Raw genomic sequence first — 19,422 nt, 5'->3', positions numbered from 1 at the left:
ATACTAGAATTTATATACAGCCCCAAGTACAAAAGAAGAAAGACTTTTTGTTGCCTCTCTATCATTATCGATAAAGAAATCTTCAGAAGTTGTATCTATTCTTAATTCTGGTTTGAGAGTTAATTCTCCAATAGTATAATTTCCTGTAAGTGTAGCTGTGATAACATCTCCATCACCTTGTGTATCTAAGCCAATTACATCTGTTAACCCTCCATTGTAAACCGAGAAATATTCTCCTCTTATTCCTATAGCGAATTTTTCAGATGTTCTGTATTGAGGATATAATGCTGCTCCGTAAAACCCAGAAGCATCTCCGTTTTCTTGTGGTTCTGTAGATACATAAGTTGTGTTTACTCCAAGGTAGAAATCTTGTGTCAGGTCCCATCCGGTAGTAAGATCTACCTGAAAAGTAGGGCCTACTTCTCCGGGCTCTCCTTCATTACCATATCTAAAGTTAAGAAAAGCACTACCCTTATCGAGGGTATATCCTATTTGTGCTCCAGCAATGTAGGTGTCAAACGGGTTATTATCTGTATAATCACTAGGATTCATTATAGCAAGCATAGCAGACCATTTTTCACTTATTGCAATATCTGCCTTCAAACCAGTATGAGATAAAGGACCATAAGTGAACATATATGAAGTAGAATAATTGAAATTTTCTGTCGGCGAAATCATTTCATACCCAATAAAAGTATTAAAATTACCGAAGGTAAGTTTAACACTTTCAGTTACATTCCAATAGACATATAGCTGGTTTATAATTTGAGCAGAATCATCAGAATTAAATACAGCATCTTCACCTCTGGGTCCAAAGACAAGATCGGCTACAAATCCAGCTTTTTCGCCTTCATACCCCAAAATAGCATTAGCCATACCCAGTGCAAAGCCGCTTTCGTCTGCAAAAAATGTTTGTGGGGCTACCGAGTTATCATTAGGGGCTGCAAAATTATATCTGTAATATCCATCAACTGATCCTGATAAGCTTATTTTGGACAATAATTTATCGAGTGTCGATTTTGGTTTTTCTTCCTGGCTAATGGCATTGAAACTCAAAAAAAATAAAGTAAAGAGAGCTACTTTTTTTAAAAATTTTGTGATGACCTTTGCTTTCATAGTTAGTTTTAATTGTTGTAATTATTTTTGATTAGGGGTGTAAAACTATGTAAAAGAATTTGAACCCGAAAGGATAAAGTTGTAAGGTGTTTTTAATGACAAAAAGTATTTAGAGAATGAATAAAAAAAGCGCTCTGATAATTCAGAACGCTTTTACTTTATAAAAAGATATACTAGAATTTATATACAGCCCCAAGTACAAAAGAAGAAAGACTTTTTGTTGCCTCTCTGTCATTATCGATAAAGAAATCTTCAGAAGTTGTATCTATTCTTAATTCTGGTTTAAGAGTTAACTCTCCAATAGTATAATTTCCTGTAAGTGTAGCTGTGATAACATCTCCATCACCTTGTGTATCTAAACCAATTACATCTGTTAACCCTCCATTATAAACCGAGAAATATTCTCCTCTTATTCCTATAGCGAATTTTTCAGATGTTTTGTATTGAGGATATAATGCTACTCCATAAAATCCAGAAGCATCTCCGTTTTCTTGTGGTTCTGTAGATACATAAGTTGTGTTTACTCCAAGATAAAAATCTTGTGTTAGATCCCATCCGGTAGTAAGGTCTACCTGAAAAGTAGGGCCTACTTCTCCGGGCTCTCCTTCATTACCATATCTAAAGTTAAGAAAAGCACTACCATTATCGAGGGTATATCCTATTTGTGCCCCTGCAATGTAGGTGTCAAACGGATTATTATCTGTATAATCACTAGGATTCATTATAGCAAACATAGCAGACCATTTTTTACTTATTGCAATATCTGCTTTCAAACCAGTGTGAGAGAAGGGGCCGTATGAGAACATATACGAAGTAGAGTGATTGAAATTCCCTGTTGGTGAAATTACTTCATATCCAATAAAAGTATTAAAATTACCGAAGGTAAGTTTAACACTTTTGGTTACATTCCAATAGACGTATAGCTGGTTTATAATTTGAGCAGAATCATCAGAATTAAATACAGCATCTTCGCCTCTGGATCCAAAGACAAGATCAGCTACAAATCCAACTTTTTCGCCTTCATACCCCAAAATAGCATTAGCCATACCTAGCGCAAAACCATTTTCGTTTGCAAAAGATGTTTGTGGGGCTACCGAGTTGTCATTAGGGGCTGCAAAATTGTACCTGTAATAGCCATCAACTGATCCTGATAAGTTTATTTTGGATACTAATTTATCGAGTGTTGATTTTGGTTTTTCTTCTTGGCTAATGACATTTAAACTCAAAAAGATTAATGTAAAAAAAGTTACTTTTCTTAAAAAAAATGTGATGGTTTTTGTTTTCATAATTAACATTGATTACCGTTATAATTAGTTTTTAATTGGCACGGTAAATCTATATAAAAACAATTTTAACCCTAAAAAATATAGGGTATGAATGCTAATTTTTATGTATATTGTATTTTATACCCTAATAAAATTAGGGTATAACTTTTATTTTTATATATTTTAAGAATTTGAAAGTGCTTTTTTAGGCTTTTCTTATGATATTGTGTTTGTTTTATTTAAAAAGGCCTTAATAAACACATTAGAAAGTGGGATTAGCTAAAAGCTTAATGTGAGTTTATTTAAATAGAGAATATTGGAAATGATAAGTACGGCAGAAATTTAGAGTAATGCCTGATTACCTTTTTCTTCGGTTCTGATTCTGTAAGTGTCCTGGATGTTTGATACAAATATTTTTCCATCACCAACTTCTCCGGTTTTAGCAGAATCTATTAATGCTCGAATTGTTTTTTTCTCAAATTCATCAGAGACAACTATAGATAAGTATCTACGTGGTATATCAGATGTATTATAGGTGATCCCTCTGTATACATGGCCTTTCTTTTCATTGCCAACACCTGTTACATCCCAATAGGTAAAGAAATTTACTTCAATTTTATGTAGAGCTTCTTTTACAGCTTCGAATTTTGATTTGCGTATAATTGCTTCGATTTTTTTCATAAGCCTTTACTTAAATTAATCTCCGGCACAATTTTTATTGGATTATTTTACAATAAACATCCCTAAAAATATGAAAAGAACTCCAACCACAAATGATCCGGCAGCATAGATGATAAAGTTGATAAAATCTCCGGATTTTAGTAATACATGATTTTCGTAGGCAAATGTAGAAAAAGTGGTAAATCCTCCACAAAAACCTGTTGCCAAAAGGGTAACTGTATTTTGTGATATTACATTGTTTTTAAGTGCTAGACCTAGAATAATCCCAATAAAAAGACTGCCTAAAATATTAGCTGTAAAGGTACCATATGGGATTCCTGTAGAAGAACTATTGAGGTATTTACTTATAAGATAACGTGCGATGCTACCTGTGCCGCCTCCAATAAACACCAAAAGTATTTGTTTCATCTGTTTTTATCTATTGTTTCTTAAAGGTCAGGCTGGTATTGATTGATGTTCGTATCAACTTGGTTACTATGTGTCCCATAAATTAATAAACTACATTCTATCATTCTATAGAATGTAGTTTATATAGTATTATTTTATTGGAATATATATTTCTGTAACCCACTCAGCAGGGTTTGGTTGTAATCTTGGCTCTACACGATACACTTCAAAAGCTGCAGATTCCATATTTGGCTCTAGATTGTTCTCTGCAATATATTTGTAACCAGCTTCCCACGCTTCTTTTAGGTTGATATAGTCTCCTTTAAGCGTCGTCTTTACTACTTTCTGTCTTGGTAAAAAATCACAAAGAATAGAACTTTCTTTAGGAGTAATTACTTTATCTCTGGTTGGAATTGCTGTAGAGAAAATTGCTGTTCCTTGTTCTTCATTATACTCATTATATAATGTAAAGGGCATACCTGTTTGAGGAAGATTGTTTTGTTTCATATATGTATCCACTGCAGGGATCATATCTTTCATTTTTTCAGGGATTATAGCTATTGAAGAAGCAGTAGCACTGTACATATAAAACCCACCTCCATGTTCCGTAACTCCATCTACATGAACAGCATATTTTTTCATTTTTTCATCAGTGAATGCATCAAGTTTTTCGAGTCCGCGAGCATACATAGGCTTTATCATTTGAGATATAGTACTATCTTGAGTAGCCCAAAATGCCTTTTCCATAAAAGATTGTTCGCCTTTCATTCCCCAAGTCACTTTGGTTTTTTTACCTTCTATTTTTTCAAATTTCCAGTACACATCACTTTTACTTTCTCCCATTGGAGTGACAAATGTGATATTTTGATCTATGCTAGTAAACGGAGAAGCCTTTATGGTCTCCATTTTACCATCTCCTTGTGTTTCGCTTTTCCAACTATAAGAAGCACCTTCGCCACTTGTTTTTTCGGGATATTCCATAATAAAATCATCAGATTCATCCATCCAGGGGCCCCATTTATCCCAAGTCTTATACTCATTGATTGTAGCAAATAATAACTCATCGGGAGCATCTATTACTCTACTTTCTTCTACTTGAAACTCACCGTCTATGGTAGCAACATAAACAGCTCCGCCAATTATTACTAATAATAATAGAAAAAATAAATATTTCACTATTTTCATGTTAGTTAGTTTAGATTGTTTGGTCAGCTAATATAAACAATTTTAACATCCTTTTATTTTGTTACATTTGTCAAAACAATAAAATAAAACAAATGAAACTCGACAGAATATTATTTTTTATAGCGATCACTAGTTTAATGATTGCATGTAAAAAGGATCCAAGCGTTAAGGATCAAATTAACCAACAGGAAGAAAAACAGGAGGTAGCAGAGGAAAAGTTTGATTATGTTGTAGAGCAATTTGCTGATCTTAAAATTTTAAGATACCAAATACCGGGTTGGGATAATCTTACTTTGAAAGAACAAAAATTAGTGTATTATCTTACTCAAGCAGGATTAAGTGGAAGAGATATTATGTGGGATCAGAATTACCGTCATAATCTTACTATCCGAAAAGCATTAGAAAAAGTTCACACTTCTTATGAAGGAAATAAGAGTGATGCAAACTGGAAAGCTTTTGAAACGTATCTAAAACGAGTTTGGTTTTCTAACGGGATTCATCATCACTATAGTAATGATAAAATTAAACCAGAATTTAGTCGAGATTACTTTAGCTCTCTTCTTGCTGCTACAGGAACCGAAGTGTCTAAAGAAGTATATGAAGTGATCTTTAATGATCAAGATGATAAAAAAGTAAATCAAGCAAAAGGAGTTGATAATGTAGCACTATCTGCGGTTAACTTTTATGGCCCTGGAGTTACTAATACCGATGTTACATCATTCTATAGTAAAATGAAATCTCCAAATGCAGAGAAACCTTTATCCTTTGGTTTAAACTCTCAATTGGTAAAAGAAAATGGAAAATTAAAAGAGCGAGTATATAAATCAGGAGGATTGTATGGATCTGCAATCGACGAAATCATCAAATGGTTAGAAAAAGCAAAAGGTGTAGCAGAAAATGAAGCACAAGGAGATGCTTTAGGGTTATTGATCGAATATTATAAGACAGGAAATTTACAAACCTGGGATGATTATAATGTAGCATGGACGGCAGCTACTGATGGTAATATCGATTACATTAATAGTTTTATTGAAGTATATAATGATCCATTAGGATATAGAGGTTCTTATGAAACTATTGTACAGATCAAGGATTTTGATATGTCTAAAAAAATGTCTGTACTATCAGAAAATGCGCAGTGGTTTGAAGATAATTCTCCATTAATGGATGCTCATAAAAAAGATAGTGTTGTAGGGGTTTCGTATAAAGTAGTAGCTGTTGCCGGAGAGGCAGGAGATGCATCACCAAGTACACCGATAGGTGTAAATCTTCCTAATGCAAACTGGATTAGAGCTGCTGTAGGTTCTAAGTCTGTATCCTTAGGAAATATTATCGGTGCTTATAATAATGCCGGTGGTTCAGGACGTTTAAAAGAGTTTGTACATGATGATGAAGAGTTTGAACTAGAAGAAAAATATGGACAATTAGGAGATAAGTTACATACAGCATTACATGAAGTAGTTGGTCATGCATCTGGAAAATTAAACCCGGGAGTAGGAGAAACTAAAGAAACATTAAAGAACTATGCTTCTACTATGGAAGAAGGTCGTGCTGATTTAGTTGGATTATACTATTTAATGGATCCAAAATTACAAGAACTAGGATTAGTTGAAGATTGGGAAAAGACAGGTAAAGCTGCTTATGATGGATATATTAGAAATGGATTAATGACACAATTGATTCGTTTAAATCTTGGTGATGATGTAGAAGAAGCTCATATGCGTAACCGCCAGTGGGTTAGTGGTTGGGCTTTTGAGCAAGGAAAGAAAGATAATGTAATCGAAAAAGTAAGTAGAGAAGGAAAAACTTACTTTAATATTAATGACTACACTAAACTACGTGAAATCTTTGGTCGTTTATTAAAAGAAACACAACGTATCAAATCTGAAGGAGATTATAAGGCGGCAGAAGCTTTGGTAGAAGGATATGGTGTAAAAGTTGATCAAGCTGTACATGCAGAAGTATTAGAGCGTAATAAGCAATTTACATCAGCACCATATAGTGGTTTTGTAAATCCTGTTTTAGTACCAAAAACTAATGATGCAGATGAGATTATAGGTTTTGAAATATTTCAACCTAAAACCTTTGAAGAGCAAATGTTATGGTACAGTAAGAATTATAACTTCTTACCAGAGGTGAATTAATCATATTACATAAAAATTTTATAAAGAGCCTCATAATATTTTTTTGAGGCTCTTTTTTATTTCTTTTTGAATTCAAAAATTTGCTCTAAAATTGGAGTTGTTAAAGTAAATGTAGCTAAGATTAGTGAAGCATAAAATGGATTGTAATTGACTATCTGCACTTCATTGAAATCTCCTAAAGCAAGTACCCAAATAGTAAATGCTATAATAGATATAATGATTTGAAACCATGGTGTTTTTAGTTTTTTAGACTGATCTTTAAGCCCAAAGTATTTATAAAAAGGAGTAAGTGTTAATCCAATAAAAAATAAAACTAAAAACCCAGTTTTTCCTTCTTCAATTGCAAACTTATTGAATACCAAATAAAAGGCAATGATTTCTCCAGGGATGTATTTTATAACTTTTTGAAAATAACTATCTACATTTATATTAGGTTCGATTAATGTATCCTTTTCTGTAAATACGCGAGGTAGTAGTGTTTTTGTTTTCATTGTAAATCTATTTTGTTAGTTTATAAATAAATTTGAAAGAAACTGTTCCTAAATATTTATCATAGAAGTATTCATTATTTGTAATGTCGAGAGCAGTAACAGTTTCTCCGTTTTCCTGAATTTCTTTACCAGATGATTGGATAAGAAAATCTTTTGGGCTTCTGCTGGATATTAATTCATAGGTCAGACCAATAGAAAAATCTTCGGTGAAATTATATGAAACACCTAAACCTCCACTAATCTTTTGATTAAAAACATTACCCGATTGAGCTCCTTGTAATGTTATCAGATTTACCGAAGCAATAAAACTCCAATCCGATATTTTATGAATCTGCCCGATTTGGTTACCATCTTTGTCTGTAAAGCGATAGGTTAAATTCTTCTTGAAAGAAATAGGTATTGAGACTACTGTAGATAAAACAAAACTTGTTTTTTGGCCTTTGTTTAGAATAACGGTATTGTCTATTGGCGATATTTGTACGGTTTTAATATTTTCTGTACTTCCATTAAATCCTAAACTTAATCCGAAAGATATATTTTCACCAATACTTCCATTTTCTTTTTCAGAGTCTTCTAGTGTTTTAAATTCTTCTTGATTATTATCTCCTCCTGATGTGTTTAAAGTCTTGAATTCTTTAGAAGTTTTATCTTTTTTATATTTTGTGTAGGCTTTTTGTTGCCCAAACGAAAAATTAAATGCGATCAATAGACTTAATGTAATTAGTGTTTTCATATCAGATTGTTTGTATAATGAATGATAAAACATTGTGGTTTCTAGGTTCGGTTTTTTTATAATTCATGTCAAAACTACCTAACAATCAAGCACAAAAAAATACCCATAGCTGGGTATATTTATCTTTTGAAGAAGGGAGGATTACTTAAAAATCATACTTTTTTTCGATTGCATAGCGCAATAATTCTCCTTTACCATGAAGGCCCAGTTTGCGTATGATATTTTTACGGTGAGTTTCTACAGTAGATACCGAATTAAAACGAATGGCAGCTATCTCTGATGAGGTTTTTCCTTGTCCGATAAGTTTTAAGATTTCCCGTTCACTTTTTGATAAGAGCTGTTTTTTAGATGGTTGTTTGGCATCTTTAGAAAAGAGTGATGGGTCAATAGCGGCATCAAAATAGGTTTCTCCTTTTGCTATTTGTTGTATTGCTGTTAATACTTCTTCCAGAGGTGAATTTTTAAGTAAGTATCCAGAAGCTCCAGCTTCGATCATTTGCCGAACAGCATCTTCCTGGTCAAACATAGAGAAGGCAATAATTTTGGTATGGGGAAATTCTTTTTTAATGATTTTGCAAGCTGCAATACCATCAATTTTAGGCATTCTGATATCGGTAAGTACAACTTTAGGTTGTTTTCTTCTTACAATATTGAGTAGCTCTTCTCCATCATTAGCCATACCAACTATACTAATTTCTTCTTCATACCGGAGAAGAAGTTCTACACCATCAATAAGAGATTGGTGATCTTCTGCAATAGCTATAGTGATCATATGGGGATATTTATAATAATATTAGTTCCTTTTCCTATAGTAGAATCAATCTCGAAGGTACCTTCGAGATGTTCTACTCTTTTTTCGATATTTCTTAGCCCCATACCTTCTTTTTTGGGGAGTATTTTGGCATCAAATCCTCTACCATTATCCTCTATAATGATATTTAAAAGAGAATCATGATTGGTTAAAGAGATGTGTATTTCTGAAGCTTCGGCATGCTTGATAGCATTGGTAATAAGCTCCTGTATCATTCTGAAAATTGATATTTCTAATGCATTGTCTAATCGTTCCTCTAATCCATAATCTTGTATCTCGATGTGCAAGCCATCTCCATTAGATACTTGCTTAGCTAAGTTTTTTATAGCAGGGAGCAACCCTTGATTAGCCATAACCCCACTATTTTTTTCGTGGGCTATGGTGCGTACTTTTTGATAAGCTTCATCTAGCAAGGTATTTGTTTTGGTGTACAACTCTTCAATATGTTCGATTTTAGGGTTGTCTTTATTGTTTTGCAAATGTTGAAAATGAAGTTTGACCGTTGCGAGTGTACTTCCCAGGTTATCATGCAGTTCATTGGCCAAACGTTGTCGTTCTTTCTCTTGTCCAGAGATCATAGCATCAATAGCAGTAAGCTCTTGCTCTTTAAGAAGCTTTTCTGTTTTTTGGATTTCGATCTCACGTTCTTGTTTTGCAATGCGTTGTTTGCGTTTGGTGTTTTTGTATACAAGAAATACAAATATTGAACCCACAAGGATAAGAGAAAGCGACCCTATTAGTAGATTCCTGTTTTGTACTCTGCTAGCTTCGGTTTTAAGGTTAGTGTTTAATAGTTGAACTATTTCTTTTTCTTTTTCTGCTGTTCTAAGTTTAATTTCCATAGCAGAATTTTGTAAAGTATTTTTTTGGATACTAAGTTGCTGTTCGAGTATTGTCGAGCTATCTCGTTGCTTCAGTGCCAAGAAATAGTTACCAAGACCTTCATTGTTTAAAGAAGCATAGTTATAAATGTAAATTTTTGATCTAAGAGAATCAGAAATGTCAACAAATTTTTTTGCAATATCAATATGTTTTAAACCAGTTGAATATTTCTTTTGTTTTCGATAAATTTCTGATAAACGAATATGTGTTCTGAATTTTAAGTATTTTAAAAAAGGAACATCACTTGTTTCGATTAAAACTTTTTGATGTAGCTTGGTGGCTTCTAGTGTTTTTTTTTCTAATTCTAATTGAATAGCTTTTAAAGAATAAAACAGAGGACGAAATCTGTGATTTTTATTGAGCAGTTGTACTTGTTCCTCTAGTTCATTAGTGAGTAAAAAAGAATCATCATCGTCATTAGGAATAGCTTGGTAATCAAAATAAATTTCATACTTAAAAGCCCAGCATTTTTCTATAGGTGTTTTTGCTAGTCTTTTATATTCAAGTAGATAGTTTTCGAATTGTTTGTTGGTTTGTGAGTACTCATAATGATATAATTCCAAGATGCTTAGCAAGCAAAACTTTATTAAATAAGGCCTTTTTGTTTCTTTGGCAAAGGTGTAAGCATTATAAAAAGATTCAATAACCGTAGTTCTGTCTTTATTGTGATATAATCTGTCATAGCCTATATTAAGATAGTTAATGCATTTTTGAAAGGGATCTGATATTTGATCTCTATATGAAATCTTAGGTTTTATTTTTTCCTGTCCGTTATAGAAAAGAAGATTTGATAATATTATCAAATCTTCTTTAAGTATGCCAGAAGTTATATCATTAGCTTTGATTTTTGCTTTTTCATATTCTAAGTTTATTATTAAATCAAAATAAGTTTGTAAATGATTAATGTCTTTTGCAGAAGATCTAACAAAAGAAAGAAATAATAAGCAAATACATAAAAGCGGATATTTTTTCATTTAGAATATTATTTTGGCAAACCCACGTGGGCATATTTTTCCGGTGCCCTTATCAATTATTTTTGCAGACCCAGTTAATTGGGTTTTTTCTGGACGCCCTTGTCTATAGGTTTGAAAATTATTTCCAAATTCGTATTCAGACCTTAGACCGTCTCTATAATAAAATTCACTGTCAAAAATTCCTCCTTCAATTGCAGAAGAACCAATTTTCTCAAACTTTCTTCGTACAGATAGATAGTGATCATTTTGAAGATCGGTTAAATTACAATTAATAAGTTGTTCAGGATCGGTTTTCGGGGGAAAAGTCACCTCAGGATGTAATGCTTGTAGAGTTAAATCAAAAGCCATACAGTTAATGATAGGGCCAGTAATATCATCTTTTTCAGGTTCAAGTTGTTCTTCTATTAGTCCTAAGAAATCAACATGTTTAAGGCCTATGTTAAGTGGTCCTTTATAATTAATTAACTTAAATCTAACACTTTCTACAGTCGTTTTAGAAACCGTGAAACATGCGTAAACCCCAAAAAAAGTACCATACATCTGGCTGCTATAGACGAGTTGATACCGTTCATCTTTTTCCTTAAAAAATACATTTGTAGAATAATTCATTTTTTTGTTTTTATAATTTATATGGCAAATTAGCAAAACAATTGGTTTATAAGATATACCCAATACAAGGTATATCTATTCTTAAATCAAACTTTTAGATTTACAAAAAACTAAATAATTATGAAAAAATCAATTTTAATTGGGATAAATAAATATCCAGTAAACTATACACTAGAAGGATGTCAAAATGATGTTACATTATGGGAAGATGTTTTGAGAATCAAATTTGGATTTATAACAAAGAAAAAATACGACCTGCTAAAACAAGAAGTGTTGGACCAGCTTCAATTATTAGTCTCTTCTTTGGAAAAAGGAGATATAGGCGTTTTCTTTTTCTCTGGACACGGAGTTCGAAGACATGATGATAGTGATAAATATAACGAAGGTATTGTAGCAACTGATAAGGTTATTTGGGACTATGAAATTGACAAATTTAAAAAAAGAGTAAAAAAAGATAGAAAATTGATTTTGATTTTTGATACATGCCACTCTGAAGGTGTTTTTGAACCGCATAAATTTTTAGATTTTGAGCGAATTGGTTTAAATTATATGGTAAAATCTATTCCTGTAGAAGATATGGAATTCCCTTCAGTAGAATCTAATGAAGATGAAGGATTGGTTATGAGAGAAGTGAATGGCGATAGCGTTATTACATTGGCTGCTTGTGGAAAATATAAACAAGCATATGAGAAGCAGTTTGGTGAAATGTACAATGGCGTATTCTCCCATTATGCAACTCAAATACTTCTAAGAGGAAACGAAAATATAAATTTTGGCAATTTTTTAGATCTAGTAAATACAGAAATTAAAGACAAAGAAAATGTCGAACAAGTATCGGTAATTTCAGATTATGATTTAAAAATGGAACATAAGATGTTCTAAGAGTGTGTTTTACTCGGGTTGTAAATACGTTTTTAAGGCAAAAAGCAACAAAATAAAGATAATAAAACCAATGAGAATAAAAAGGCTACCCTTGTAATATTTGCGATGTAGTTTGATATCTTTTCGATAGCTAAATATCATTAAAATGATAAATGCTACGACAAAAAATCCTGCAAATATTAACTGGCCCTGACTAAACATAAATTGTTATTTTTACGGCAAAGATAATCTATAAAAATATACTGATGAAAGATAAAATTGCTGCAGTACAAGAATTTCACACTTCATTTAAACTTGGATATAAAAACGAACCCATAGCCGATCTGGGAGCCGCTAAAAACACACTTCGGTTTAACCTGATGAAAGAGGAGAATGAAGAATATTTAGAGGCTGCTCAAGACAATGATTTGATAGAAGTAGCTGATGCATTAGGAGATATGCTATATATCTTATGTGGGACTATTATCGAGCATGGTATGCAGCACAAGATAGAGGAAGTGTTTAACGAGATCCAGCGTAGTAATATGAGTAAGCTAGGCGAAGATGGGCAACCTATTTATAGAGAGGATGGCAAAGTGCTTAAAGGACCTAATTATTTTAAACCTAATATCAAAGAAATCTTAGATCGATAAAACAAAAAACTCCGGAAGAACATTCCGGAGTTTTTTTTATTGTATAAGAATTATATTTTCTAGTATATAACTACACTTTATATCTCCAGCCAAAAGTATCTTCGGCTTTGTTATATTGAATATCCATTAGTGCTTTTTTGAAATAAGAAGCATAAGAATTTTCTTGCTTTTCGATTTCATAATGCTCTCCTTTATATCCAAAAGCTTTTACCGGGCTTACCACAGCAGCAGTTCCTGCACCAAAAACTTCTTTTAGACTTCCGTTTTTTGCAGCTTCTACAATTTCGCTAACCGTAACGGGTCGTACATCTACTTTAATACCTTCTTTTTCGGCAATAGTAATTAAACTTTTACGAGTGACCCCATCAAGAATTCTATCACTCACAGGAGCAGTAAGTAAGGTGTCATTAACTCTAAAGAATACATTCATCGTTCCTGCCTCTTCCATAAATTCATGAGCATTAGCATCGGTCCAGATGATTTGTTGGTATCCTTGTTCTTGTGCAAGTTTTGTTGGGTAAAATTGCCCAGCATAGTTTCCGGCAGCTTTTGCGTATCCAAAACCTCCGTTAGCAGAACGACTAAATTTTTCTGCAACCAATACACTCACATCACCACTGTAATAGGATTGTGCAGGTGAGCATATGATCATAAATTTATATTCATCTGCTTCAGAAGCAGAAACACTTGCCTGAGTTGCGATAACAAAAGGACGTATGTACAATGAATTTCCGTAACCAGGTTTGATCCATTCATCATCTAATTTTAGCAGGGCATTTAAACCTTCAAAAAAGTAATCTTCAGGAAATTCTGGTATAGCTAAACGTTCAGCAGATATGTTGATACGCTTAAAATTTTCATCAGGTCTGAATAAAAAAGTATCTCCATTATCATCTTTATACGCTTTCATTCCTTCAAAAACTGCTTGGCCATAATGAAAAACACGAGCTGAAGGCTCCATGGTGAGTGGTCCGTAAGGAACAATTTCTGGTGTTTGCCATTCTCCATTCACATAATCACAGACAAACATATGATCTGTAAAAATTTTCCCGAAATTAAGGTTTTCAAAATCTACTTGTCCGATTTTAGACTCACTTACTTCACTAATTTTCAAGGCTTGAGAAATTGTGTTTTTCATTTGTTTCAGTCGTTTTAATTATTTTACATTACATTAATTAAAAGATTAAGAATGAGTGAGGTCACTACATCCTATGGTAAGAGATTTAAATAGTTACTTTGAAGAAAAGAGTATCTAAATTTCTTAATGCTCGTTTCGCTTGGTTTATCTTTTAAAAGTTAATGACAGTAGTAGGCTTTTCTATAGCTTGTTATCATATTCTTAGTCTCAAAACCAAAGAAATACTAACATTCTTCTAATTCACTACAAAAATACCCTTTTCTTGTAAAATAAGAATTTTAAAAATGTTTAATTTTGCAAAACATATAGATAATAAAGGATTATGAAAAAAAATGTATTGTTTTTTGTAGGATTGTTAGTACTAGTAGGTTGTAATTCATCGATTAAAACAGAAAACTTCTTTTCTGTTAAAGATATTTCAAGTGAAAATTATAAAAGTTTTGGCGATAAAATATCTTCAGATCATATTTACAATAGAGATGCAATAGCAGAAGAATATAAAAATTTAAAAGAAGGAGATACTGTAGCAGTTGCTTTTTCGAGTACTGTAAATGCTGTTTGTAAAGCTAAAGGTTGTTGGATGAAAGTAGCTTTGGATGAAGGTAAAGAAACAATGGTGAAGTTTAAAGACTATGGTTTTTTTGTGCCAAAGGATATAGAAAATGATACTATCATTGTTCAGGGAAAAGCATTTGTGAGCGAGATGTCTGTAGATGAACAACGTCATTTTGCCAGTGATGCAGGAAAAACTGAAGAAGAAATTGCTAGTATTACAACTCCTAAGACAACGTATTCTTTTGTAGCAGAAGGTGTTTTGATAAAAGAATAATGCAAGAAGAAATAGAGCGTAAAATTATTACCACTGCAGATGGTTCAAAAACCATTCACTTGCCAGAATTGAATGAACATTACCATTCTAAACATGGAGCAATTAATGAGGCTAAACATGTATTTATTAAAAGTGGATTCGATTATATTTTAAGCAAAAACAAGCTTAGTGCGTTGGATATTATGGAGATAGGTTTTGGGACCGGTCTAAATGCTTTTATAACATTTCTTGAAGCCGAAAAAATTAATTTACCAATTCACTATGTTGGAGTAGAAGCATATCCCGTTGCTTTATCAGAGGCCAAACTCATGAATTATCCAGAGGTACTTGCTGTAAAAGAAAAACAACAGGTTTTTGATACAATGCACCAATCTTTGTGGGAGTTACCAGTAGAAATCACTTCGAATTTTAAACTCTTTAAGCGTAAACAGTTTTTTGCCGATATACAGGATAAAAGCCGTTTTGATTTAATCTATTTTGATGCTTTTGGAGCAAGAGTACAGCCCGAACTTTGGACAATAGAAATTTTTAGGAAGATGTATGAGGTACTTCGGTTCAAAGGAGTTTTGGTTACTTATGCGGCCAAAGGAAGCGTAAGGCGTGCTATGCAAGAGGTAGGTTTTGTAGTAGAAAGACTTCCCGGCCCACCGGGAAAACGAGAAATGCTTAGAGCCACAAAAGTAGAATCATAAATACACTATTTGTTAGGAGGTTAGAAGAATACTAAACGTATGTTAAAGCTATAATAAAGAGATAGGTTTTATTATAAGGTGGTAGTATTTTGCAATAGATTATAGTGAAATGAGACAAACATTAAGAAGTTTTAAAAATATTTTCACAAAAGGAAATGTTTAAAATTTTTAATGAGAGAACGTAGTGACTATACACGTTTTTGGTTTTTTTATTAATTTATAATCATATAATTACTAAAATTTAAACATGTGAAAGTTTTAATTACTGGTGCAACAGGTTTGGTAGGTCAGGAAATAGTTAACCTGTGCCATCAATCTGGAATTGAAGTAAACTACCTCACTACAAGTAAAAATAAACTTAGTTCTAAAGCGAACTATACAGGCTACTTTTGGGATCCCAAAAGAGGCGAAATCGATACCGATTGTTTTAATGATGTCGAAGTGATTGTTAATCTTGTTGGCGCTACGGTTGCAAAACGATGGACATCTTCCTACAGAAAAGAAATACTAGAAAGCAGGACACGTACTGCTTCTCTTATTTTAGAATCATTAAGAAATATCAAACATTCGGTTCGTCATATTGTTTCAGCAAGTGCTATTGGTATATATCCGGATTCTTTTCAGAATTATTATATGGAAGATGCTCCCGAGCGTGATACCGGATTTTTAGGAGAAGTAGTTACTCAATGGGAGAATGCTGTCATACAGTTCAAAACATTAGATATCGAAGTCAGTTTACTTCGTATTGGATTAGTTTTATCTGAGAAAGGAGGAGCTTTTCCTAAAATGGTAAAACCTATTCGATTTGGGATGGGAGCTTTTTTCGGAAACGGGAAACAATGGCAAAGCTGGATACATGTTCAAGATCTGGCTCGCATATTTATGTTTGTAATAGAAGAAGAGTTAACAGGAGTTTTTAATGCAGTAGCACCTAATCCTGTTTCTAATAAAAAGCTAATGAATACAATAGCAGAGAAATTAAATAAAAAAATAGTTTTGCCTAATGTGCCAAGACTAACGATGAAGTTGTTTCTAGGAGAAATGCATAGCCTTTTATTTTCTAGCCAGCGTGTTTGTAGTAGTAGGATTTCTACCACAGGGTTTAATTTTAATTTTGACAATATTGCTTCGGCAGTAGATGTGCTTATTGATGAGGAATCTAGATAAAAAAACCGATACTTTCATAAGTACCGGTTTGTAATTACTTCAAAAGATAAAAAGCTATTCTAAGACTTATTTGCTTTTATACTTATCTTTATTTCAATTTCATCATTAATAAATTTATCTCCCAGATCTCCAAAAACTGATTTAGAAGCATAATTTACACTCCAATCGGTACGGTTAATGGTAAAAACTTCAGTGTTTAATGTCATTACATCACCTTCAACAGAGGTTGTGGCAGGAAATGAAATGTTTTTCTTGATATCTTTTAAGGTTAGGTTACCTTCGATATAAGTTTTTCCTTCTTTTTCACTAATTCCAGTAACTTCAAAAACTCCTTTCGGGAATTTAGCAACATTAAAAAAGTGATCTTCTGTTCCTTCTTTCTCTCCTTTAAGATGCCCTTCTAAGTCAGTTTTATCATCACCTTCAAGATCGGTGACATTAATAGAAGTCATATCGATAATAAAAGAGCCACTCATAACGGTTCCCTCTTTAGCCTCAAAAGTACCACTAGCCAAACTTAATGTCCCTGAGTGTTTTCCTGTTAGTTTTGATCCAGTCCAGTTTATGGAGCTTGATGCTACATCAACATTGTACATGATAGCTTCTACAGGAGCTTCTTTTACTTCTTCTGCAGAACTTGCTTCGGTTTCGTTCTGTTTTTCTCCTTTACAGGAATAGGCGGTTATTAAAAGCGCAGTAATAATTAATGTGCTGGCAAATCTAATTTTCATAAGTATTAGTTTTTAGTTAAAAATGATGTCAAAATTATTTTTTTATAGAAAGATAACTCTTAAATATATACTAAAAAATTCCTGTGACATTATGACATTAATTCAAAAATGGCAGTACTTTTGCTAATTCAAAATGAAAACGTATAAAAGGTACGAGTTACATGAGTAAGAAAAATAAAAACACTGAAGATGTAAAAGATCAAGTAGAGGAAGTGCTTGATACTCCTGTTGGAGAAACAGAGACAGAAGAAGTAGTAGATGCAGAAGCAGTACTAAAAGAAGAGCTTGGAAAGGAAAAAGATAAGTTTTTAAGACTTTTTGCCGAGTTTGAAAACTATAAAAAAAGAACCTCTAAAGAGCGTTTAGAATTGTTTAAAACTGCAAGTCAGGATGTTATACAATCTATGTTGCCTGTATTAGATGATTTTGATCGAGCAATAAAAGAAATTGAGAAATCAGAAGATACTGGAGTTATTGAAGGTGTAGAGCTAATTCATAACAAATTGAAGGAAACTTTAAAAAGTAAAGGTTTGTCTGAAGTAGAAGTGTCTGCGGGAGATGTTTTTAATGCTGATGATCATGAAGCGATTACCCAAATACCTGCTCCAAATGATGATCTAAAAGGAAAGATTGTAGACGTAATAGAAAAAGGTTATAAGTTGGGAGATAAAGTGATTCGTTTTCCAAAAGTTGTGACTGGTCAATAAGAAATTATGAAGGAAGATTTTTACGACATATTAGGCATTAGCAAAAATGCTACAGGAGCCGAAATAAAAAAAGCGTATCGAAAAAAAGCTATAGAATATCACCCCGATAAAAACCCCGGTGATAAAACTGCTGAAGAAAAATTTAAAAAAGCAGCAGAGGCATATGAGATTTTGAGCGATCCTGATAAAAAGGCACGTTATGATCAGTATGGACATCAGGCTTTTGAAGGTGGCGGATTTGGCGGTGGCGGAATGAATATGGATGACATATTCAGTCAGTTTGGTGATATTTTTGGCGGTGGATTTGGAGGCTTTAGTGGTTTTGGCGGCGGAGGCGGCGGAAGACAACGAAGAGCTAAAGGAAGCAATCTTCGTATTCGTGTTAAACTTACATTAGAGGAGATTGCCAATGGTGTTGAAAAGAAAATTAAGGTAAAACGAAAAATTCAAGCACCAGGAACCACTTATAAAACATGTAGTACATGTAACGGTGCAGGACAAGTAACAAGAATCACTAATACTATATTAGGAAGAATGCAAACATCTTCCCCTTGCCCTGCTTGTGGGGGAGCTGGTCAGACAATAGACCATAGGCCTAACGACGCAGATGCTCAGGGTTTAAAAGCTATAGAAGAAACAGTTAGTATAAAAATACCTGCTGGAGTAGAAGATGGGATGCAACTTAAAGTTACAGGAAAAGGTAATGAAGCTCCTGGTAATGGGGTTGCAGGAGATCTTTTGGTAGCTATAGAAGAACAGGAACATTTAGAATTGCAAAGAGAAGGAAATAATTTGCATTATGACTTATATATTAGTTTCTCTGAAGCCGTTTTAGGAGCATCTAGAGAAATTGATACTGTATCTGGTAAAGTGAGAATTAAGATAGAAGATGGAGTCCAAAGTGGTAAGATTTTGAGATTGAGAGGAAAAGGAATTCCAAGTCTTAACGGGTACGGGAAAGGCGATCTTTTGGTACATGTTAATGTGTGGACACCAAAAGCCTTGAGTAAAGAACAACGAGAATTTTTTGAAAAAATGGCTAAGGATGATCACTTTAAACCCAGCCCTGATAGTGGGGATAAGTCATTTTTTGAAAAAGTAAAAGATATGTTTTCGTAGTTAAATTAGATGATTTGAACGACTTCTAATCATTATAATTCTATTAACGTTTGATTAAGAAAAATTCGTATATTTGAGACATCACTAGCGCATTTAGTGATAATTTTTCTTTTTCATAGCAATTTTTTTCCCATCCTTAATACTTGTATTTAGGGTGGGTTTTGTTTTTATGATTAGACGACTTTTATAATCCGGGCTAAAAGAAGAGAAACCATTTTATATGCTATTTTATCACATTAATCATTAA

21 protein-coding genes are annotated in these 19,422 nt (G+C 33.0%); 8 read left to right on the top strand and 13 right to left on the bottom strand.

Translation table 11 applies throughout. The features are described 5' to 3' along the window. Nucleotides 1–3: 3 nt before the first annotated feature. From AAFU52_RS01155 to AAFU52_RS01135, 5 genes are all read right to left on the bottom strand, one after another. Nucleotides 4–1,116, bottom strand: a complete 1,113-nt coding sequence (locus AAFU52_RS01155; protein ID WP_438424822.1) for a porin — start codon at nucleotides 1,114–1,116, stop codon at nucleotides 4–6. Nucleotides 1,117–1,289: 173 nt separating this feature from the next. Continuing rightward, the gene (locus AAFU52_RS01150) at nucleotides 1,290–2,402 is read right to left on the bottom strand and encodes a porin (RefSeq protein ID WP_438424821.1); all 1,113 of its coding nucleotides are present in this window, start codon (nucleotides 2,400–2,402) and stop codon (nucleotides 1,290–1,292) included. Between the two features lie 321 nt (nucleotides 2,403–2,723). Further along, complete coding sequence (locus tag AAFU52_RS01145; protein ID WP_024772136.1) at nucleotides 2,724–3,062, bottom strand: P-II family nitrogen regulator; 339 nt, start codon at nucleotides 3,060–3,062, stop codon at nucleotides 2,724–2,726. Between the two features lie 42 nt (nucleotides 3,063–3,104). Then, entirely contained in the window at nucleotides 3,105–3,470 is a 366-nt protein-coding gene (crcB, locus tag AAFU52_RS01140; RefSeq protein WP_024772137.1) for a fluoride efflux transporter CrcB, read from the bottom strand. A gap of 129 nt (nucleotides 3,471–3,599) precedes the next feature. Beyond that, nucleotides 3,600–4,634, bottom strand: a complete 1,035-nt coding sequence (locus AAFU52_RS01135; RefSeq protein ID WP_438424818.1) for an SRPBCC family protein — start codon at nucleotides 4,632–4,634, stop codon at nucleotides 3,600–3,602. A gap of 92 nt (nucleotides 4,635–4,726) precedes the next feature. Here AAFU52_RS01135 and AAFU52_RS01130 point away from each other — a divergent pair, with 92 nt between their 5' ends. After that, a complete protein-coding gene (locus AAFU52_RS01130; RefSeq protein ID WP_438424815.1) occupies nucleotides 4,727–6,778 on the top strand; it encodes a dipeptidyl-peptidase 3 family protein in 2,052 nt (683 codons plus the stop codon). 56 nt (nucleotides 6,779–6,834) lie between these two features. Here the strand turns inward: AAFU52_RS01130 and AAFU52_RS01125 are convergent, their stop codons facing one another. The 5 genes from AAFU52_RS01125 to AAFU52_RS01105 all read right to left on the bottom strand — a co-directional run bounded on the left by AAFU52_RS01125 (nucleotide 6,835) and on the right by AAFU52_RS01105 (nucleotide 11,278). After that, nucleotides 6,835–7,269 carry a hypothetical protein gene (locus tag AAFU52_RS01125; protein WP_024772140.1) on the bottom strand — a complete coding sequence of 145 codons (435 nt, stop codon included), beginning with the start codon at nucleotides 7,267–7,269 and terminating at the stop codon, nucleotides 6,835–6,837. A gap of 7 nt (nucleotides 7,270–7,276) precedes the next feature. Then, nucleotides 7,277–8,002 carry a hypothetical protein gene (locus AAFU52_RS01120; RefSeq protein ID WP_024772141.1) on the bottom strand — a complete coding sequence of 242 codons (726 nt, stop codon included), beginning with the start codon at nucleotides 8,000–8,002 and terminating at the stop codon, nucleotides 7,277–7,279. Nucleotides 8,003–8,147: 145 nt separating this feature from the next. Further along, nucleotides 8,148–8,774, bottom strand: a complete 627-nt coding sequence (locus AAFU52_RS01115; RefSeq protein ID WP_438424811.1) for a response regulator transcription factor — start codon at nucleotides 8,772–8,774, stop codon at nucleotides 8,148–8,150. After that, the gene (locus tag AAFU52_RS01110) at nucleotides 8,771–10,669 is read right to left on the bottom strand and encodes a sensor histidine kinase (RefSeq protein ID WP_438424809.1); all 1,899 of its coding nucleotides are present in this window, start codon (nucleotides 10,667–10,669) and stop codon (nucleotides 8,771–8,773) included. Before AAFU52_RS01110 ends, AAFU52_RS01115 begins: the two co-directional genes overlap by 4 nt. Then, nucleotides 10,670–11,278: a hypothetical protein gene (locus AAFU52_RS01105; RefSeq protein WP_024772144.1), complete on the bottom strand. Its 609-nt coding sequence runs from the start codon at nucleotides 11,276–11,278 to the stop codon at nucleotides 10,670–10,672. A 120-nt stretch (nucleotides 11,279–11,398) separates the two neighbouring features. Here AAFU52_RS01105 and AAFU52_RS01100 point away from each other — a divergent pair, with 120 nt between their 5' ends. After that, nucleotides 11,399–12,160, top strand: a complete 762-nt coding sequence (locus AAFU52_RS01100; protein ID WP_024772145.1) for a caspase family protein — start codon at nucleotides 11,399–11,401, stop codon at nucleotides 12,158–12,160. A 9-nt stretch (nucleotides 12,161–12,169) separates the two neighbouring features. On the opposite strand, the gene AAFU52_RS01095 is transcribed toward AAFU52_RS01100, so the two are convergent. Then, nucleotides 12,170–12,361, bottom strand: a complete 192-nt coding sequence (locus tag AAFU52_RS01095; protein WP_035096817.1) for a hypothetical protein — start codon at nucleotides 12,359–12,361, stop codon at nucleotides 12,170–12,172. A gap of 44 nt (nucleotides 12,362–12,405) precedes the next feature. Between AAFU52_RS01095 and AAFU52_RS01090 the strand changes: the two genes are divergently transcribed. After that, the gene (locus AAFU52_RS01090; RefSeq protein WP_024772146.1) at nucleotides 12,406–12,792 is read left to right on the top strand and encodes a nucleoside triphosphate pyrophosphohydrolase family protein; all 387 of its coding nucleotides are present in this window, start codon (nucleotides 12,406–12,408) and stop codon (nucleotides 12,790–12,792) included. Between the two features lie 70 nt (nucleotides 12,793–12,862). Here AAFU52_RS01090 and AAFU52_RS01085 read toward each other — a convergent pair whose 3' ends face one another. Next, nucleotides 12,863–13,930: a branched-chain amino acid aminotransferase gene (locus AAFU52_RS01085; RefSeq protein ID WP_438424805.1), complete on the bottom strand. Its 1,068-nt coding sequence runs from the start codon at nucleotides 13,928–13,930 to the stop codon at nucleotides 12,863–12,865. A 322-nt stretch (nucleotides 13,931–14,252) separates the two neighbouring features. On the opposite strand from AAFU52_RS01085, the gene AAFU52_RS01080 reads away from it, so the two are divergent. From AAFU52_RS01080 to AAFU52_RS01070, 3 genes are all read left to right on the top strand, one after another. Next, nucleotides 14,253–14,759, top strand: a complete 507-nt coding sequence (locus AAFU52_RS01080; protein ID WP_438424803.1) for a DUF4920 domain-containing protein — start codon at nucleotides 14,253–14,255, stop codon at nucleotides 14,757–14,759. Nucleotides 14,760–14,770: 11 nt separating this feature from the next. Next, nucleotides 14,771–15,451, top strand: a complete 681-nt coding sequence (mnmD, locus tag AAFU52_RS01075) for a tRNA (5-methylaminomethyl-2-thiouridine)(34)-methyltransferase MnmD (protein ID WP_438426618.1) — start codon at nucleotides 14,771–14,773, stop codon at nucleotides 15,449–15,451. A gap of 249 nt (nucleotides 15,452–15,700) precedes the next feature. Further along, the gene (locus AAFU52_RS01070; protein WP_438424799.1) at nucleotides 15,701–16,618 is read left to right on the top strand and encodes a TIGR01777 family oxidoreductase; all 918 of its coding nucleotides are present in this window, start codon (nucleotides 15,701–15,703) and stop codon (nucleotides 16,616–16,618) included. 59 nt (nucleotides 16,619–16,677) lie between these two features. On the opposite strand, the gene AAFU52_RS01065 is transcribed toward AAFU52_RS01070, so the two are convergent. Next, on the bottom strand, nucleotides 16,678–17,349 hold the full coding sequence (locus tag AAFU52_RS01065; protein WP_438424797.1) for a YceI family protein: 672 nt from the start codon (nucleotides 17,347–17,349) through the stop codon (nucleotides 16,678–16,680). A gap of 161 nt (nucleotides 17,350–17,510) precedes the next feature. On the opposite strand from AAFU52_RS01065, the gene AAFU52_RS01060 reads away from it, so the two are divergent. Further along, nucleotides 17,511–18,056, top strand: coding sequence for a nucleotide exchange factor GrpE (locus AAFU52_RS01060; RefSeq protein WP_024772152.1), 546 nt, complete (start codon nucleotides 17,511–17,513; stop codon nucleotides 18,054–18,056). Between the two features lie 6 nt (nucleotides 18,057–18,062). Further along, the gene (dnaJ, locus tag AAFU52_RS01055; protein WP_438424795.1) at nucleotides 18,063–19,175 is read left to right on the top strand and encodes a molecular chaperone DnaJ; all 1,113 of its coding nucleotides are present in this window, start codon (nucleotides 18,063–18,065) and stop codon (nucleotides 19,173–19,175) included. Nucleotides 19,176–19,422 lie beyond the last annotated feature (247 nt).

The sequence above is a fragment of the Aquimarina macrocephali genome, from assembly GCF_051627225.1.
In the GTDB taxonomy this organism is placed as follows: domain Bacteria; phylum Bacteroidota; class Bacteroidia; order Flavobacteriales; family Flavobacteriaceae; genus Aquimarina; species Aquimarina macrocephali.
This window is presented reverse-complemented; position numbering and strand designations above follow the sequence as displayed.